General features: G+C 62.7%; 18 protein-coding genes. 15 read left to right on the top strand and 3 right to left on the bottom strand.

Features of this window, described 5'->3' with window-relative positions; translation table 11 throughout:
* Positions 1-4 precede the first annotated feature (4 nt).
* Positions 5-1,825: a glutamine--fructose-6-phosphate transaminase (isomerizing) gene (glmS, locus tag AB4K19_RS09275; protein WP_375228109.1), complete on the bottom strand. Its 1,821-nt coding sequence runs from the start codon at positions 1,823-1,825 to the stop codon at positions 5-7.
* 2 nt (positions 1,826-1,827) lie between these two features.
* A complete protein-coding gene (gene glmU / locus AB4K19_RS09270) occupies positions 1,828-3,183 on the bottom strand; it encodes a bifunctional UDP-N-acetylglucosamine diphosphorylase/glucosamine-1-phosphate N-acetyltransferase GlmU (protein WP_375228108.1) in 1,356 nt (451 codons plus the stop codon).
* A 143-nt stretch (positions 3,184-3,326) separates the two neighbouring features.
* On the opposite strand from glmU, the gene AB4K19_RS09265 reads away from it, so the two are divergent.
* The 9 genes from AB4K19_RS09265 to AB4K19_RS09225 all read left to right on the top strand — a co-directional run bounded on the left by AB4K19_RS09265 (position 3,327) and on the right by AB4K19_RS09225 (position 13,016).
* On the top strand, positions 3,327-3,992 hold the full coding sequence (locus AB4K19_RS09265; RefSeq protein WP_375228107.1) for an HAD-IA family hydrolase: 666 nt from the start codon (positions 3,327-3,329) through the stop codon (positions 3,990-3,992).
* A 49-nt stretch (positions 3,993-4,041) separates the two neighbouring features.
* Positions 4,042-5,238: a DegT/DnrJ/EryC1/StrS family aminotransferase gene (locus AB4K19_RS09260; RefSeq protein ID WP_375228106.1), complete on the top strand. Its 1,197-nt coding sequence runs from the start codon at positions 4,042-4,044 to the stop codon at positions 5,236-5,238.
* Between the two features lie 167 nt (positions 5,239-5,405).
* Positions 5,406-6,569, top strand: coding sequence for an isovaleryl-CoA dehydrogenase (locus AB4K19_RS09255; RefSeq protein WP_436399486.1), 1,164 nt, complete (start codon positions 5,406-5,408; stop codon positions 6,567-6,569).
* A gap of 22 nt (positions 6,570-6,591) precedes the next feature.
* Entirely contained in the window at positions 6,592-6,912 is a 321-nt protein-coding gene (locus AB4K19_RS09250; protein ID WP_436399485.1) for a hypothetical protein, read from the top strand.
* Between the two features lie 52 nt (positions 6,913-6,964).
* Complete coding sequence (locus AB4K19_RS09245; protein WP_375228104.1) at positions 6,965-8,569, top strand: carboxyl transferase domain-containing protein; 1,605 nt, start codon at positions 6,965-6,967, stop codon at positions 8,567-8,569.
* Positions 8,570-8,697: 128 nt separating this feature from the next.
* A complete protein-coding gene (locus AB4K19_RS09240; protein WP_375228103.1) occupies positions 8,698-10,641 on the top strand; it encodes an acetyl/propionyl/methylcrotonyl-CoA carboxylase subunit alpha in 1,944 nt (647 codons plus the stop codon).
* Positions 10,638-11,303 (top strand): glutathione S-transferase family protein, encoded by a 666-nt coding sequence (locus AB4K19_RS09235; protein ID WP_375228102.1) that lies wholly within the window; start codon positions 10,638-10,640, stop codon positions 11,301-11,303. Before AB4K19_RS09240 ends, AB4K19_RS09235 begins: the two co-directional genes overlap by 4 nt.
* Before the next feature lie 31 nt (positions 11,304-11,334).
* Entirely contained in the window at positions 11,335-12,216 is an 882-nt protein-coding gene (locus tag AB4K19_RS09230) for a hydroxymethylglutaryl-CoA lyase (RefSeq protein WP_375228101.1), read from the top strand.
* A gap of 5 nt (positions 12,217-12,221) precedes the next feature.
* Complete coding sequence (locus tag AB4K19_RS09225; protein WP_375228100.1) at positions 12,222-13,016, top strand: crotonase/enoyl-CoA hydratase family protein; 795 nt, start codon at positions 12,222-12,224, stop codon at positions 13,014-13,016.
* A gap of 63 nt (positions 13,017-13,079) precedes the next feature.
* Here AB4K19_RS09225 and AB4K19_RS09220 read toward each other — a convergent pair whose 3' ends face one another.
* A complete protein-coding gene (locus tag AB4K19_RS09220) occupies positions 13,080-13,586 on the bottom strand; it encodes a fasciclin domain-containing protein (RefSeq protein ID WP_375228099.1) in 507 nt (168 codons plus the stop codon).
* Positions 13,587-13,945: 359 nt separating this feature from the next.
* Between AB4K19_RS09220 and AB4K19_RS09215 the strand changes: the two genes are divergently transcribed.
* The 6 genes from AB4K19_RS09215 to AB4K19_RS09190 are packed head-to-tail and all read left to right on the top strand — an operon-like array spanning position 13,946 to position 17,272.
* Positions 13,946-14,311, top strand: coding sequence for an NADH-quinone oxidoreductase subunit A (locus tag AB4K19_RS09215; RefSeq protein ID WP_375228098.1), 366 nt, complete (start codon positions 13,946-13,948; stop codon positions 14,309-14,311).
* Positions 14,302-14,838: a NuoB/complex I 20 kDa subunit family protein gene (locus tag AB4K19_RS09210; RefSeq protein ID WP_299404088.1), complete on the top strand. Its 537-nt coding sequence runs from the start codon at positions 14,302-14,304 to the stop codon at positions 14,836-14,838. The genes AB4K19_RS09215 and AB4K19_RS09210 overlap by 10 nt, the downstream gene beginning before the upstream one ends.
* Before the next feature lie 41 nt (positions 14,839-14,879).
* Positions 14,880-15,485, top strand: coding sequence for an NADH-quinone oxidoreductase subunit C (locus tag AB4K19_RS09205; RefSeq protein ID WP_375228097.1), 606 nt, complete (start codon positions 14,880-14,882; stop codon positions 15,483-15,485).
* A complete protein-coding gene (locus AB4K19_RS09200) occupies positions 15,485-15,658 on the top strand; it encodes a hypothetical protein (RefSeq protein WP_375228096.1) in 174 nt (57 codons plus the stop codon). The genes AB4K19_RS09205 and AB4K19_RS09200 overlap by 1 nt, the downstream gene beginning before the upstream one ends.
* A 13-nt stretch (positions 15,659-15,671) precedes the next feature.
* The gene (locus AB4K19_RS09195) at positions 15,672-16,043 is read left to right on the top strand and encodes a nuclear transport factor 2 family protein (protein ID WP_375228095.1); all 372 of its coding nucleotides are present in this window, start codon (positions 15,672-15,674) and stop codon (positions 16,041-16,043) included.
* Between the two features lie 8 nt (positions 16,044-16,051).
* On the top strand, positions 16,052-17,272 hold the full coding sequence (locus tag AB4K19_RS09190) for an NADH-quinone oxidoreductase subunit D (protein WP_375230870.1): 1,221 nt from the start codon (positions 16,052-16,054) through the stop codon (positions 17,270-17,272).
* Positions 17,273-17,323 lie beyond the last annotated feature (51 nt).

Below are 17,323 nucleotides of genomic sequence, written 5' to 3'. Positions count from 1 at the left end.
GCAGTTATTCCACCGTGACCGATTTTGCCAGGTTGCGCGGCTGGTCCACGTCGGTGCCCTTGGCCACGGCCGTGTAATAGGCCAGCAGCTGGGCCGGGATCGCATAGAGGATCGGCGTCACGATTTCGGAGACTGCGGGCAGTTCGATGGTCGCAAATGTCCCTTCGCCGGCTTCCTCAATCCCTTTGCGGTCTGACACCAGAATGACGCGTCCTTTGCGGGCCATGACTTCCTGCATGTTGCTGACTGTTTTGTCGAAAAGCCGGTCCCGCGGCGCCATGACGACAACAGGTACATACTGATCGACAAGTGCAATCGGGCCGTGCTTCAGCTCACCGGAGGCATACCCTTCGGCGTGTATATAGCTGATTTCCTTCAGTTTCAGGGCGCCTTCCATGGCAAGCGGGTACATCTGACCACGCCCCAGAAACAGTACATCCCTTGCTTCGGATATCTTCTGGGCGGTGCGCTGTGTCTCTTCGCTGATCCCCAGAGCCTGGCTGATCACGCCGGGCACGCCGCGCAGCGCCGCGATATGCTCTGTGAGTGTTTCGTCATCAATTGTGCCGCGGTCCCGGGCGGCTTTCAGTGCCATCATGAGCAGGACAACAAGCTGACAGGTATAGGCTTTGGTCGAGGCTACGCCCACTTCGACACCGGCATAGATCGGCAGCACCAGATCGCTCTCGCGGGCGATTGAGCTTTCCGGCACATTCACCACTGACATGATGTGCGACACCTTGCCCTGACAGAACCGCAGAGCGGCGAGCGTGTCGGCCGTCTCACCGGACTGGCTGACGAACAGGGCAGCCGTATTCGCCGGGATCGGCGGTTCGCGATAACGGAATTCAGATGCTACATCGACATCGACGGGCAGCCGCGCGATTTCCTCAAACCAGTGCTTTGCCGACAGGCAGGCAAGATAAGCCGTGCCGCAGGCCACGAGGGTCAGGCGCTCTGTTTTGGCGAAATCCACGCCACCTTCCGGCAGAGTGATGGTGCCGTCAGACGACAGATAGTGGCTCAGCGCACCGGCCATAACAGAAGGCTGTTCGGCGATCTCCTTGGCCATGAAGTGTTTGTGACCGGCTTTGTCGATACGCGTGGCGTCCGCCTGGATCGTCTGAACAGGCCGCTCAACGGGATTTCCTGCGCTGTCTGTGATCGACAGGGTGGTGCGTGTCATGAACACGCGGTCACCCTCTTCGAGATAGGTGATCTGATCCGTCATCGGCGCCAGTGCAATCGCATCCGACCCCAGATACATTTCGCCGTCCCCATGCCCTACCGCAAGCGGTGAGCCTTTGCGCGCGCCGATCATCAGATCGTCCTCACCTGAGAACAGGAAGGCGAGTGCGAAAGCACCCTCAAGCCGGTCGAGGGTCCGGTGCGCTGCGTCGGCGGGGCTCAGCCCCCGGCTGAGGTAATGCTGCGCCAGCAGGCTGACGGTTTCGGTATCCGTGTCTGTGACGCAGGTCAGACCGTTTTCGGCCAGCTCTGTGCGCAGATCACGGAAGTTTTCGATGATGCCGTTGTGCACAACAGCCACGGGTCCCGACTGGTGCGGATGGGCATTGTTTACCGAAGGTTCGCCGTGCGTGGCCCAGCGGGTATGGCCTATCCCGGACTTGCCCGCCAGAGGTTCATGCACCAGCAGATCGGACAGGCTGACCAGCTTGCCTACGGCCCGCCGGCGGTCGAGCACGCCATTGCTCACAGTGGCAATCCCGGCGCTGTCATAGCCCCGGTATTCAAGCCGTTTCAGCGCTTCCACAAGAATGGGAGCGACTTCGTGATCGCCAAGGACCCCTACAATACCACACATTTTCAGCTGCCTCGCTGCTGTTTGGCCTTCCTGGCCTTCAGAATTTGCAACAATTTTGTTGCCATGCCCGGTTTTTCGACCTGATGCGCCCGTGCAAGGGCCAGAGCCTCCGGTTCGACGTCTGACGTGATCACCGATCCGCTGCCTGTCATCGCGGAATCGCCGATATGTACCGGGGCAACCAGCATCGTGTTCGAGCCAATGAAAACATTGTCACCGATGTGGGTATGGTGCTTCATCACGCCGTCATAATTACAGGTAATCGTGCCGGCGCCGACGTTGGTTCCGCTCCCCAGGGTGGCGTCGCCGATGTAGCTGAGGTGGTTTACTTTGGTGCCCGGACCAATCTGCGCGTTTTTGACCTCAACAAAGTTGCCGACACGCACATCCTCAGAAAGCTCCGCACCGGGGCGCAGGCGTGCGTAGGGGCCAACGATACCGCCGCGCGCCACATGACAGCCTTCGAGATGCGAAAAGGCGCGTATCACAGCGCCACTTTCAACGGTGACCCCGGGACCGAAAACCACATTGGGTTCGATGACCGTGTCGCGCCCCACAACTGTGTCCAGGGCGAACTGGACCGTGTCAGGGGCGGGCATCGTCACACCGTTTTCAAAGGCCGCAGCGCGGGCACGGGCCTGAAAGGCCGCCTCGGCACCTGCCAGTTCGGCCCGTGTGTTGATGCCCAGGGTCTCGGCCTCATCGCAGGTGACCGCCGTTGCCTTCAGGCCCCGAGCGCGGGCCAGTCCCACCACGTCCGTCAGGTAGTATTCGCCCGAGGCGTTATCATTCCCGGTGGCCTCAATGAGGTCAAACAGCAACGCCGCATCGCAGGCCAGTACCCCGCTGTTGCAAAGGCTGATCTGCCGCTCAGCGTCGCTGGCGTCCTTGAATTCGACGATCCGTTCCAGGATGTCACCGGTCATGACCAGCCGGCCATAGCGACCCGGGTCCGCGGCCTCAAAACCAAGAACCACAACGTCATGACCTGCGCCGCGCGCGGCAAGCATGGCAGACAGGGTTTCGGGCTGCACGAAAGGTGTGTCGCCGAACAGAACAATTGCGGTGCCGTCGAAACCAGCCAGAGCAGTCCTGGCCTGGGCTGCGGCATGGCCGGTGCCGAGCTGCTCCGTCTGTTCTGCCACATGCACGGTCGGATCCTGTTCCAGGGCCGCGCGGCGCACCTGTTCGGCTCCATGCCCTGCAACAACAACGGTATGTTCCGGTGCAAGCGTGGCACCCGCACGCATCGCATGGGCCAGGAGCGGCGCTGACCCCAGCGGGTGAAGAACTTTCGGCAGGTCCGAGTTCATCCTGGTGCCTTTGCCAGCGGCAAGGATGATAAGGGCGGTTTTCATGCGGTTTCTCTTTGTAATCCGTCGGGCGCCTGTTTATCCGCTGGGTCGTGTGGCGCAAGCGTGGCGCAATCAAACATGGTTGCGTGTTGCAACAATGTGTGCGCCTTTTTGCCAATGCGTCGCCCGGGGGCGGGAGTAATCGAATGAAAACAGTGATCTTTGATCTGGACGGCACGCTGGCGGACACCAGCGGTGACCTGATTGCGGCGGCGAATGTCTGTTTCCGCGACATGGGTGCGGGTGATCTGCTGGACCCGGGCCGGGATGCGGGTACGGCCCTGCGCGGGGGGCGGGCGATGCTGCGGTTAGGCATGGCACGCCAGGGACGCGCAAATGATGAGGACACGATCGACCGGTATTATCCTGTGCTGCTGGAGGCCTACGGTACGGCCATTGATGTGCACACGTACCTTTATCCGGGGGCGATGGAGGCTGTCGCAGAACTGGAGCGGCTGGGATTTGGCGTGGGCATCTGCACCAACAAACCGGAGGCGCTGGCCGAAACGCTGATGCAGCGCCTTGGCGTGCGAGATGCCTTTGCCTCGCTGGTGGGGGCAGATACGCTGCCGGTGCGCAAACCCGATCCTGAACCGCTTTTTGAGGCCGCACGGCGCGCGGGCGGAGACCCCGCACAATGCATCCTGATCGGAGATTCGGACACCGACCGGAACACAGCGCGCGCTGCAGGTGTGCCCAGTGTTCTGGTGACCTTCGGGCCGGCGGGCGGAGATATGGCCGCGTTGGAGCCGGAGGCTCTGCTGGAGCGTTTTTCCGATCTACCCGCTCTTGCCACCCGTTTGCTGGCTTGACCGGGCCGCGATCTTTCCCTCACAGTTTCTGCAGCGCGCGGAGGTTCATATGACAGACGTATTCACAGGCAGTTTCACGCAACAGGAACCGATCCCGGAGGCCGGTATTGAGGCGGCGGTTGAGGTCATGCGGCACGGCCGTCTGCACCGCTACAACACGGTGCCGGGTGAGCTCAGCGAGACCGCACTGCTGGAGCAGGAATTCGCTGCTCTGACTGGCGCGCGCTATTGCGTGGCCGTGGCCTCGGGCGGATATGCGATGGCTACCGCGCTGCGCGCGGCGGGTGTGGTGCCGGGCGACCACGTTCTGTCCAACGCCTTCACACTGGCGCCGGTACCCGGGGCGATTGCGGCAGTGGGGGCGGTTCCGGTTTTTGTTGGCGTGACAGAAGCGTTGACCATCGATCTTGATGATCTTGAGGCTAAAGCAGACGGGGCGAAATTCCTGCTGCTCAGCCACATGCGGGGTCATATCTGTGACATGGAACGGCTTATGGACTTCTGCGACGGGGCCGGGATTACCGTGATTGAGGATTGCGCCCACACTATGGGGGCCGCTTGGAAAGACGTGCCGTCGGGGCGCAGTGGCGCGGCGGGATGCTATTCCTGCCAGACGTACAAACACGTCAATTCCGGTGAGGGCGGGTTTCTTGTCACCGACGATGCCGAGCTTGCTGCCCGCGCGGTTATGATGTCCGGCTCTTATATGCTGTATGAACGCCACCTGGCCGCACCACCCAAAGAAGCTTTTGAGACCATCCGCTATGAAACGCCGAACATTTCCGGTCGCATGGACAATCTCCGGGCAGCGGTCCTGCGCCCGCAACTGGCAGACCTGCAGACCCAGTGCCGCCGCTGGAACGAACGGTATTACCGGCTGGAGACCGGCCTGCGAGGCACGCCAGGGCTGACCGTTATCGAGCGCCCGTCGGAGGAAACCATTGTCGGCTCCTCCATTCAGTTTCTGCTGCTGGACTGGACGGATGATGCGGTGCGGGACGTGATCGCGCGCTGTGCCGCGCGTGGTGTTGAGCTGAAGTGGTTCGGCGCACCAGAACCGCAGGCCTTTACCAGCCGCTATGACAGCTGGCGTTATGCGCCGTCCGCGCCGATGCCCGCCAGTGACCGTGTGCTTGCCGGTGTAGTGGACATGCGCGTGCCACTGACCTTTTCGCTGGAGGACTGCGATCTGATTGCCCGCATTATCCGGACCGAGGTGGGCGCTGTCTGGCAGGACGCTGCCTGACGCGTGACACGCCGGGCCGGCGTCCTCTGTAACTGAGCACAATCTGCAGACCCGCGCGGGGGCGGTTTCGCTGCGCTGCGGCTTGACCGCCCTGAAATCTTCGCCGTAATATATGAACAAGTGTTCAATAAATTCTGGTGACAGAATCAGCAGGGGGACCATGCCGCATGTTTAATGCGACGATGCAGTTTGATCTGGGCGAGGATATCAATGCGCTGCGCGACATGGTGCACCGCTGGGCGCAGGACCGTGTCGCCCCGATGGCCGCAGAAATTGACAGCTCAAACTGCTTTCCGCCAGAGCTCTGGACCGAGATGGGAGAGCTGGGCCTGCTGGGGATCACCGTTGATGAAGACTACGGCGGTGCGGGCATGTCGTATCTCGCGCATACAGTCGCCATTGAGGAAATAGCCCGCGCCAGTGCCTCTGTTTCGCTCTCTTATGGCGCGCATTCAAATCTCTGCGTGAACCAGATCAAGCTCAACGGAACGCATGAGCAGAAAGAGAAATATCTGCCGGGGCTGATTTCGGGCCAGCATGTCGGCGCTCTTGCAATGTCCGAAGCGGGCGCGGGATCTGACGTGGTGTCGATGAAACTGCGCGCTGAAAAGCGCAATGATCATTACCGTCTGAACGGCAATAAATACTGGATCACTAATGGTCCGGACGCGGATACCCTTGTGGTCTATGCCAAGACGGACCCGGATGCGGGATCGAAGGGGATTACCGCTTTTCTGATCGAAAAAGAGATGACCGGTTTTTCGACAAGCCCCCATTTCGACAAGCTGGGCATGCGGGGGTCGAACACGGCCGAGCTGATCTTTGAGGACGTTCAGGTGCCCTTTGAGAACGTGCTGGGCGAAGAGGGGCGGGGTGTCGCCGTGCTGATGTCCGGTTTGGATTACGAACGCGTGGTGCTGGCCGGGATCGGAACCGGCATCATGGCGGCCTGTCTGGATGCTATTATGCCTTATCTTTCAGAGCGTAAGCAGTTCGGCCAGCCCATCGGGAACTTTCAGCTGATGCAGGGCAAAATCGCCGATATGTATACCGCGATGAATTCCGCGCGGGCGTATGTTTACGAGGTGGCCAAGGCTTGTGACCGGGGCGATGTGACCCGTCAGGACGCGGCGGCCTGCTGTCTTTATGCCTCGGAGCAGGCGATGGTGCAGGCGCATCAGGCAGTCCAGGCGATGGGCGGTGCCGGGTTCCTGAGCGACAGCCCGGTGAGCCGCCTGTTCCGTGATGCAAAGCTGATGGAGATCGGGGCCGGCACATCGGAGATCCGCCGGATGCTGGTCGGGCGCGAACTGATGGCGGCCATGACATGACGCGCGGCCGGGGCTGACAGCCATGCCGCGGTGGCTCTGGTTTGCACCGCTGGCCTGCCTGGCGGTCGCCGCCGCCGGGTGGGGGTTCCGGATGGGGTGGATCGCGGCGACGATAACGGAGACGGATGTGATCGAAACATTTGCCGCAGAATACACGAGCACCGTTGGCGCGGGCGCAAAGCGGACAGACTGCGTCGCCCGTCCGGGCACGGGCCAAGGTGTCTGGATCACCGTGACCTGCACAGCGCCGGACGGCAGGCCGTACCGCTATTCCGCAGACCGTTTCGGACGCCGTCTGCCAGCGGATACCGTGCCGCAAAGTTCAGAGGAGCCGCGGACATGACGCTGATTTACAACAGGTTTTCGGGACCGCGCCGCGTTCAGGGGTATGCCCGATGCGTCTGACATCTTCGGTGCTGACCGGGTCAGACGACTTCCGTGCCAATGAAGAGGCGCATCTTGCCGCGCTGGCTGATGTTGCGGCGGCGGCGGAGGCTGCGGCACTGGGTGGCGGCGAGCGGTCGCGCGCGCGGCACGTCGCGCGGGGCAAGCTGCTGCCGCGTGACCGGGTGGCGGAACTGCTTGATCCGGGCAGCCCGTTTCTGGAGATCGGCGCGACTGCCGCGCACGGACTTTACGGGGGCGATGCCCCCTGTGCCGGTGTGATTGCAGGCATTGGCCGGGTCGAAGGGATCGATGTGATGGTTGTGTGCAATGATGCGACCGTGAAGGGCGGCACCTACTATCCGATGACCGTCAAAAAGCACCTGCGCGCCCAGGAAATTGCCGCCGAAAACCACCTGCCGTGCATTTACCTGGTGGACAGTGGTGGGGCCAACCTGCCCAACCAGGACGAGGTCTTTCCGGACCGGGATCATTTTGGGCGGATCTTTTACAATCAGGCGCGCATGAGTGCTGCGGGGATTGCGCAGATTGCGGTTGTCATGGGCTCCTGCACGGCTGGTGGTGCCTATGTGCCGGCCATGTCAGATGTCTCAATTATCGTTCGGAATCAAGGTACTATCTTTCTGGCGGGGCCGCCGCTGGTCAAAGAGGCCACGGGCGAAGTGGTCAGCGCCGAAGATCTCGGCGGCGGTGATGTTCACACCCGTCTGAGCGGCGTGGCGGATTATCTGGCCGAGGACGACGGTCACGCGCTGGCGCTCGCCCGCCGCGCGGTCCGCTCGCTCAACCACAAAAAGCCGGACACGGTGACCTGGGCCGCACCCGAAGAACCCGCCTATGATCCCGCCGAACTGCTGGGTGTTGTGCCGGCCGATCTGCGCACGCCCTATGACATCCGCGAGGTGATCGCGCGCCTGGTTGATGGCTCGCGGTTTGACGAGTTCAAGGCGCGGTTCGGCGAAACGCTGGTGACCGGGTTTGCGCATATCAAAGGCTGCCCGGTGGGCATCGTCGCCAACAATGGTGTGCTGTTTTCCGAATCCGCACAAAAGGGCACCCATTTTGTAGAGCTCTGCTCGCAGCGCCGTATCCCACTGATTTTCCTACAGAATATTACCGGCTTTATGGTCGGGCGCAAATATTCTAACGAGGGAATTGCCCGGCATGGGGCCAAGATGGTTACGGCTGTGGCATCGACCAGTGTGCCGAAGATCACCATGCTGGTGGGCGGCTCTTTCGGGGCGGGCAACTACGGAATGGCCGGGCGCGCCTACAGCCCGCGGTTCATGTGGACCTGGCCCAACAGCCGCATTTCGGTGATGGGCGGGCCGCAGGCCGCGGGCGTGCTGGCGACGGTGAAACGCGAGGCGATGGAGCGCAAGGGCGAGGCCTGGAGTGCAGCCGAGGAAGAGGCATTCCGCCAGCCCACCATCGAGCAGTTCGAGGCACAGAGCCACCCGCTCTATGCCTCTGCGCGGTTGTGGGATGACGGGATTATCGACCCGCGCCGCTCACGCGATGTGCTGTCGCTGTCGCTGTCGGCGGCGCTCAATGCACCGGTTGAGGAGACGCGTTTCGGCGTCTTCCGGATGTGACGGAGGGCGGGTCGGTGGCACGTCGGTATCATGTCGGTGAAACGTCGGTATTACGTCGGTGCGCAGCGCACGGGGGAGCAGGGATATGGTAACCTTTTCAGCCGCCGTTGCGGCGCGGAGCATGGGCCATGTTTGACAGAATTCTGATCGCGAACCGGGGCGAGATTGCCTGCCGGGTGATGGAGACCGCCGCACGGCTCGGGGTTGGCACGGTCGCGGTGTATTCGGACGCGGATGCGGATGCGAAACATGTGGCAATGGCGGACCGCGCGGTGCACATCGGCGGTGCGGCACCCGCAGAGAGCTATCTGCGCGGCGAGGCGATCATTCAGGCAGCACTGGACAGCGGTGCGCAGGCCATCCACCCCGGCTATGGTTTCCTGAGTGAGAATCCGGATTTCGTTGAGGCCGTCGAAGCGGCCGGTCTGGTGTTTATCGGGCCGCCCGCAGAGGCGATCCGCGCGATGGGCCTCAAGGACGCGGCCAAAGCGCTGATGGTGGAGGCGGGCGTGCCGGTGGTGCCAGGCTATCACGGGGCGGATCAGGACGATGCGTTGCTGGCGCGTGAGGCGGAAAAGATCGGCTATCCGGCGCTGATCAAAGCCGTGGCAGGCGGCGGCGGCAAGGGGATGCGGCTGGTGGAGGACCCGGCGGGTTTCGCCGATGCACTGGCCTCGGCGCGGGCGGAAGCGCAGGGCGCTTTCGGCAATGCCGATGTGCTGGTTGAAAAATTTGTGACCGCGCCGCGCCATATCGAAGTACAGGTTTTCGGCGATGGCACGCGGGCCGTGCATCTTTTTGAGCGGGATTGTTCGCTGCAGCGGCGGCACCAGAAAGTGATCGAAGAGGCCCCGGCACCGGGCATGACCGACGCCGTGCGCGCGGCGATGGGGGCGGCGGCCGTGCGGGCGGCAGAAGCCATCGGGTACAGCGGGGCCGGTACGGTTGAGTTTATCGTGGATGGCTCGGACGGTTTGCGCCGCGACGGGTTCTGGTTCATGGAGATGAACACCCGCCTGCAGGTGGAACACCCGGTGACCGAAGCGGTAACGGGCGTCGATCTGGTGGAATGGCAGCTGCGGGTGGCGTCCGGAGAGCCATTGCCTGCACGGCAGGAGGATCTGTCGCTGACGGGCCATGCCTTTGAGGCCCGTCTTTATGCCGAAGATGTCCCGGCGGGGTTTCTGCCCGCCACCGGCACGCTGGAGCATCTGTCTTTTCCGCCGGGCGTGCGGGCCGACAGCGGTGTGCGCAGTGGTGATGTGATCAGCCCCTGGTACGATCCGATGATCGCCAAGCTGATCGTGCATGGTCCGACACGGGCGGCGGCGCTGGCGCAGCTGGCGCGCGGGCTGGAGCAGACGCGGGTGGCGGGCACGGTGACCAACCTCGGGTTTCTGGGCGCGCTGGCACGGCATCAGGGGTTTGCCGCAGGTGAGGTGGATACCGGCCTGATCGGGCGCGAGACAGACACGCTGACGGCTGCACCGGACGAGACGCTGCTGCACCGGGTTGCCGCCGGGATGGCGGTGCTGGGTCTGGGCGATCTGCCGGAGGATGCGGGCTTTGCGCTCTGGCAACCCATGAGGCGGGGTGTGACGCTGTCCCGGGCGGGTGAAGACCTGACACTGGGTGTCACGGTGACCGGCCCCCGCAGTCAGATCTGGGATGTGGATAATACGGAAATCATGCTGGAGCATCGCGGCGGCTGCTGGCAGGCCGGGGGCACGCCGGTGCCGGACGCCTTTGTATCAGGTGGCAGCGTCACGGTTTTTGATGCCTTCGGTATAACGTACGGGTGGCTCGATCCGCTGCAGCGCGACACGGGTGCCGCGGGTGACGGCAATCTGATCGAGGCGCCGATGCCGGGTGTGGTGCGGGCCATGAGTGCAGCCGTGGGCCAGACGGTAAACAAAGGCGACCGGCTGGCACTGCTGGAGGCGATGAAGATGGAGCATGCGCTGCTGGCCGCGCGTGATGGTGTGGTGGCCGAGGTGCTGGTGCAGGCGGGCGACCAGGTCGAGGCCGGTGCCGCGCTGATCCGGCTGGAGCCGGAGGCGGGGGACGCATGATCACACTGCATCACTGTCCGCAGACCCGGTCGATGCGCACACTGTGGCTGCTGCATGAAATGGAAGCGTCGTTTCAGCTGCGCTCTTACCCGTTTGACCGGACGCTGCGGGACCCCGCGTTTCTGACGCTGTCTCCGGCGGGCCGCGTGCCCGCGCTGGAGATCGACGGGGAGCGGATGTTCGAGACGGGCGCGATTACGGAATACCTGTGCGAACGGTTCAGTCCGGAGCGTCTGGGCCGGATGCCGGGCACGCCGGAGCGGATGTCCTGGCTGGTCTGGCTGCATTTTGCGGAAACCGTGAGCCAGCATACTGCCGCGCTGACCCAGCAGCATGTGGCGCTTTACGAGGACAGCATGCGCAGTCCCATTGTGATGAAACTGGAAGCCGCACGTCTGGTAAAATGCTATGATGCCATCGAGGCACGGCTGGAGGATCCGCTGGGCGCGCGGGATTACCTGTTGTCGGGCGGGTTTTCTGCGGCGGATATTTCGGTCGCGCAGGCTGTTTACATGGCGCGGCACTTTGCGCGCACGGACGGGCATCCGGCGCTGAGCGCCTGGTACGAACGGGTCACGGACCGCGAAAGTTTCGCCGCTGCGTTGCCCAAAGGAGACGGTATCTACGCGCAGGATTTTTACGCGCCCTGGCCGGTGGAATGACCGCGCGGGTGCCAGAGGGGGAGACGACACGATGAGCCTGGGGCCATGTGAGATTTTCGAGGTCGGTCCGCGCGACGGGCTGCAGAACGAGGCGCGCGACATCCCGGTGGCGGAAAAGATCGCCCTGGTGGACCAGCTGAGCGGGGCGGGGTTCCGGCGCATTGAGGCGGGTGCCTTTGTCTCCCCGAAGATGGTGCCGCAGATGGCAGGGTCGGCCGAGGTGCTGGCCGGTATCGCGCGCGCGCCCGGGGTCCGTTACGCAGCACTGGCGCCCAACATGCGGGGCTACGAGGCAGCACTGGCGGCGGGGGCGGATGAGATTGCGGTCTTTGCCTCGGCGTCCGAGGGGTTTTCAAAAGCCAATATCAACGCCGGTATTGACGAGAGTATCGCCCGTTTTGCGCCCATTCTGGAGGAGGCGCGCCATATTGACCTGCCGGTGCGCGGCTATGTGTCCTGCGTGGTGGAATGCCCCTTTGACGGGGCGGTGGCCCCGGGCGACGTGGCGCGGGTGGCCGATCAGCTTTTTGCGATGGGGTGCTATGAGGTGAGCCTCGGCGACACCATTGGCGCCGGCACGCCCGACACGATTGCGCGGATGCTGCTGGCGGTGCGGGATGTGGTGCCGGTGGGGCGTCTTGCGGGGCATTATCATGACACCCGGGGACGTGCGATGGAGAATATCGATGCCTCTCTGAGCCTTGGTCTGAGGGTCTTTGACGCGGCGGTCGGGGGGCTTGGCGGCTGTCCTTTCGCACCTGGTGCGGCGGGTAACGTGGCCACGGAAAGTGTAGCCCGGCATCTGGCGGCGCTGGGCTATGACACGGGGCTGGATATTGACGCGATAGAGATGGCGGCGGACATGGCGCGCAGGATGCGTGGTCAGCCCAAAGACGCCATTCTGTCGGAGTAACGCGCATGTCCAGCACCATCGACATCAGCGTGGACGCGCGCGGCGTTGCGACGCTGACGCTGAACCGGCCGGAAAAACACAACGCCCTGTCCGCCGCGATGATTGCGGAACTGACACAGGCGGCGGCGTCGCTGGGCGCGGATGCGGATGTGCGCGCCGTTGTGCTGACCGGGGCAGGCAGGTCGTTCTGCGCGGGCGGTGATCTGGGCTGGATGCGTGATCAGATGGGGATGGATGCTGAAACACGGTCGGCAGAGGCGCGGCGGCTGGCAGAAATGCTGCAGACGCTGAACACGCTGCCCAAACCGCTGATCGGGGCGGTTCAGGGCAATGCCTTTGGCGGCGGTGTCGGCATGGCCTGTGTCTGTGACGTGGTCGTCGGCGCAGAGACTGCAAAGCTGGGTCTGACAGAGACGCGCCTGGGGCTGATCCCGGCCACCATCGGGCCCTATGTTCTGGCGCGGATGGGCGAGGGACGGGCGCGGCGTGTCTTTATGTCAGCGCGGATTTTCGATGCGGCGGAGGCTGTGGATCTGGGCATCCTTTCACGCGCCGTGGCGCCGGAGGCGCTGGCGGAGGCGGTGGAGGCAGAGGTCGAGCCCTATCTTTCCTGTGCGCCGGGGGCGGTGGCCGCCGCCAAAGCGCTGGCGCGCGATCTGGGACCACGGATTGATGATGCGCTGATTGACCGGACGGTGGCCGCGCTGGCAGCCCGCTGGGAAAGCGACGAGGCCGCAGAGGGAATTGATGCCTTTTTCGCCCGTCGCAAAGCATCCTGGATGTCTGGCACCGACACCTGAAGCGCAACAAAAAAGGCCCGCGACCGGGGGACGATCACGGACCTTTCGGGGTCTCTGCAGAAGTTATTTCGGCAGAAGAACCTTGTCGATGACGTGGATCACACCGTTTGTGGCCAGGATGTCAGCCGCTGTGACGTTGGCGTCGTTGACCTTTACGGCCGGGCCGGCTTTGCCGCCTGTGCCGTCAACGTGCAGGTTCTGACCGTTCACAGTGGCCACGGACTGGCGCGTGCCGAGGACGTCAGCAGCCTGGATGGAACCCGGGACAACGTGGTACGTCAGGATGCTTGTGAGCGTGTCCTTGTTTTCGGGCAGCAGCAGGTTCTCAACCGTGCCTGCGGGCAGGGCGGCAAAGGCTGCGTCTGTCGGAGCGAATACGGTGAAGGGGCCGGGACCTTTAAGCGTGTCCACGAGGCCGGCTGCCTGAACGGCTGCGACCAGTGTGGTAAAGTTGCCGTCTGCGGCTGCGATGTCGACAATGTCGCTGCCTGTGTCGGCGGGTGTACATGCGGCAATGGCCGCCAGTGCGCCGGCTGCGATTGTGGATTTCAGTGCAAAACGTCTGTTCATGTTGTGTCCTTCGGTTCCTTGTTGGATCGTGTTCCGCCAGTCACAGACCGTGCGACCGTTTGAAGCAGAACAATGCAGGGTTTACGGAAGGTGAACGGAACCGGATCACAAAAAAATCGCGTCACCGTGATTAAGGCGTGATCCATACCTGCCGGCTATGGGCCGGGGCGTCCGCATTCTGCACAGCTGCACAAAGGGCAGGCGGGGCCCGCATGACGCGCGCGCGGGCCTCTCCGAAGCGCTGTTTTCCGGTCCCGGATCGGTTGACCCTGACAGGCCACAGGCGTAAACCCTTTGCAGTCACTTTAGCCGTGTGACTGCGGGACCGCTGCAACGCGGCGACAAAAAGGAGCCAACCCTTGGAAGAGATGCTTCGGGAATATCTTCCCATCCTCGTTTTTCTGGCCGTGGCCATGGGGTTGGGAATCGTTCTGATCCTCGCGGCCGTCGTGCTGGCCGTGCGCAATCCGGACCCCGAAAAGGTCTCTGCCTACGAATGCGGGTTCAACGCGTTTGACGATGCGCGCATGAAGTTCGACGTCCGGTTTTACCTGGTGTCGATCCTCTTTATCATCTTCGATCTCGAGATCGCCTTCCTGTTCCCCTGGGCTGTGGCCTTCAAGGACATTTCCATGGTGGGTTTCTGGTCGATGATGGTCTTTCTTGCGGTGCTGACGATCGGTTTTGCCTACGAATGGAAAAAGGGAGCGCTGGAATGGCAGTAGCCGCCGCCGGAGCCAACGTTGCGGGCGCTGACCGCGATGTCGCCACGCAGGAGCTGAACCGGGAACTGCAGGACAAGGGTTTCCTGCTGACCTCGACCGAGGACATCATCAACTGGGCCCGCACAGGATCGCTGCACTGGATGACCTTTGGTCTGGCCTGCTGTGCGGTTGAGATGATGCACACCGCTATGCCGCGCTATGATATGGAGCGGTTCGGCACCGCCCCGCGCGCCAGCCCGCGCCAGTCCGATCTGATGATCGTCGCCGGCACGCTGACCAACAAAATGGCGCCCGCGCTGCGCAAGGTGTATGACCAGATGCCCGAGCCGCGCTATGTGATTTCGATGGGGTCCTGCGCCAACGGGGGCGGGTATTACCATTATTCCTATTCCGTTGTGCGTGGCTGTGACCGGATTGTCCCGGTTGATGTCTATGTGCCCGGCTGCCCGCCGACAGCCGAAGCGCTGCTCTATGGCATCATGCAGCTGCAGCGCAAAATCCGCCGCACCGGCACAATCGTCCGCTGACCGGGCGTGAGAAATGAGACTGTCCGGCAAGGAGACCGTGTATGTCTGACGCACTGAACGAACTTGGTACCTATATCGAGGCCAAGCGTGCCGACTGTGTGCTGTCCTGGGATGTGACCCACGGCGAATTGAACCTGGATGTCACACCGTCGAATATCACCGGCCTGGTGGAGTTTCTGAAGACCGACGCGACGTGCCGGTTCTCGACGCTGGTGGATATCACGGCGGTGGATTACCCCGGCCGGGCCAAGCGGTTCGATGTGGTGTACCACCTGCTCAGCATGTACCAGAACCACCGGGTGCGTCTGCGCGTTAGCATTCGTGAGCGGGACATGGTGCCATCCATCATCCCCGTGCATCCCTGTGCCAACTGGTTCGAGCGTGAAGTGTTCGACATGTTCGGCATCCTGTTTTCCGGCCACCCGGACCTGCGCCGCATTCTGACGGATTACGGCTTCCGGGGTCACCCGCTGCGCAAGGATTTCCCGACCACCGGCTATACCGAGGTCCGCTATGACGAGGCGCAGAAGCGCGTGGTCTATGAGCCGGTGAACCTGGTGCAGGAATACCGCCAGTTTGACTTCATGTCCCCCTGGGAAGGGGCTGAATACATTCTGCCCGGCGACGAGAAGCAGGAGGCCAAATAATGGAAGGCCTGATCTGGATCGTCTTTACCGTTCTGACGGTCATTCCGCTGCTCAAGCTGCTGCCGCATTTCGGGATCAACAAATACTGGGCGCTGGCCTGTGTGATCCCGCTCGGCGTGCTGGGGCTGATCTGGTGGATGAGCATCAAACTGCAAGAGCTGGAGCGCCGCTGAGATGCCGGACGGGATGACAGGCGCAGACGACCTGAAGGCCGCCGCACTGGCCTATTGCGATGCGGTGTATTTCGCGCGCGCGGAGGTTTTTGAGGATCTGTGCCATGATCACTTCCAGATGACGCTGATCGAAAACGGCCAGGCAACATTCTGGGACAAGGCCTCGTATCTGGAGCGGGTGCGCGGGCGCGACGCCTTTCCCGCGCCGGCGCAATACGAGATTCTGGGCATGGACAGCGCGGGCGACGAGATTGCACGGGTGCATCTGACTGTGGATGTACCGCCGGCGCGGTATGAAGATCATTTGGGGTTCGTCCGGGTGGACGGGTCCTGGAAACTGCTGACAAAGGTGTTCCGCGTGTGCGCACACCTCGATGAGGAGTAAAGACCATGATGGACGGCTCCAAAGGTTTTGATGACGCTCTGACGGGCGAACAGAAAATCCGGAATTTCAACATCAACTTCGGGCCGCAACACCCGGCGGCACACGGCGTGCTGCGGCTGGTGCTGGAGCTGGACGGTGAGATTGTCGAGCGCTGTGACCCGCATATCGGTCTGCTGCACCGCGGCACCGAAAAGCTGATGGAGAGCCGGACGTACCTGCAGAACCTGCCCTATTTTGACCGCCTGGACTATGTGGCACCGATGAACCAGGAGCACGCCTGGTGTCTGGCCATCGAAAAGCTGACAGGCGTCGAGGTGCCGCGCCGCGCATCCCTTATCCGCGTGCTTTTCTGCGAGATCGGCCGGGTGCTGAACCACATCCTCAACATCACCACGCAGGCGATGGACGTGGGCGCGCTGACCCCGCCGCTCTGGGGGTTCGAGGAACGCGAAAAGCTGATGGTGTTCTATGAGCGGGCCTGCGGCGCGCGTCTGCACGCGGCCTATTTCCGCCCGGGCGGTGTGCACCAGGACCTGCCGGATGCGCTGATCGACGACATCGAGACCTGGGCCAATGAATTCCCGCGCGTGATGGATGACATCGACGGGCTGCTGACGGAAAACCGCATCTTCAAACAGCGCAACGCCGATATCGGCGTCGTGACCGAAGAGGATATCCTGGAATACGGTTTCTCCGGTGTCATGGTGCGCGGCTCGGGCCTGGCCTGGGATCTGCGCCGTGCGCAGCCCTACGAATGCTACGACGAGTTCGAATTCCAGATCCCCGTTGGCAAAAACGGCGACTGCTACGACCGCTATCTCGTGCGCATGGAAGAGATGCGCCAGTCGGTCAGCATCATCCACCAGGCCATCGCCAAGCTGCGCGCGCCTGAAGGGCAGGGTGACATCCTGGCCCGGGGCAAGATCACGCCGCCCAGCCGGTCGGATATGAAAACTTCGATGGAGAGCCTGATCCACCACTTCAAGCTTTACACCGAAGGCTTCCACGTGCCCGAAGGCGAGGTCTATTGCGCGGTCGAGGCGCCCAAGGGCGAATTCGGCGTCTACCTGGTGGCCGACGGCACCAACAAACCCTACCGCAGCAAAATCCGCGCGCCCGGCTTCCTGCACCTGCAGGCGATGGACCATATGTCCCGCGGCCACCAGCTGGCCGATGTCGCCGCCATCATCGGCACCATGGACGTGGTTTTCGGGGAGATTGACCGCTGATGCGCGCTCTCCTTCTTCTGGCTTTAAATATCCCCGCCGGAGGCTCCCGCA

This window comes from Roseobacter phycocola, assembly GCF_042055075.2.
GTDB lineage: Bacteria > Pseudomonadota > Alphaproteobacteria > Rhodobacterales > Rhodobacteraceae > Roseobacter.
This window is presented reverse-complemented; position numbering and strand designations above follow the sequence as displayed.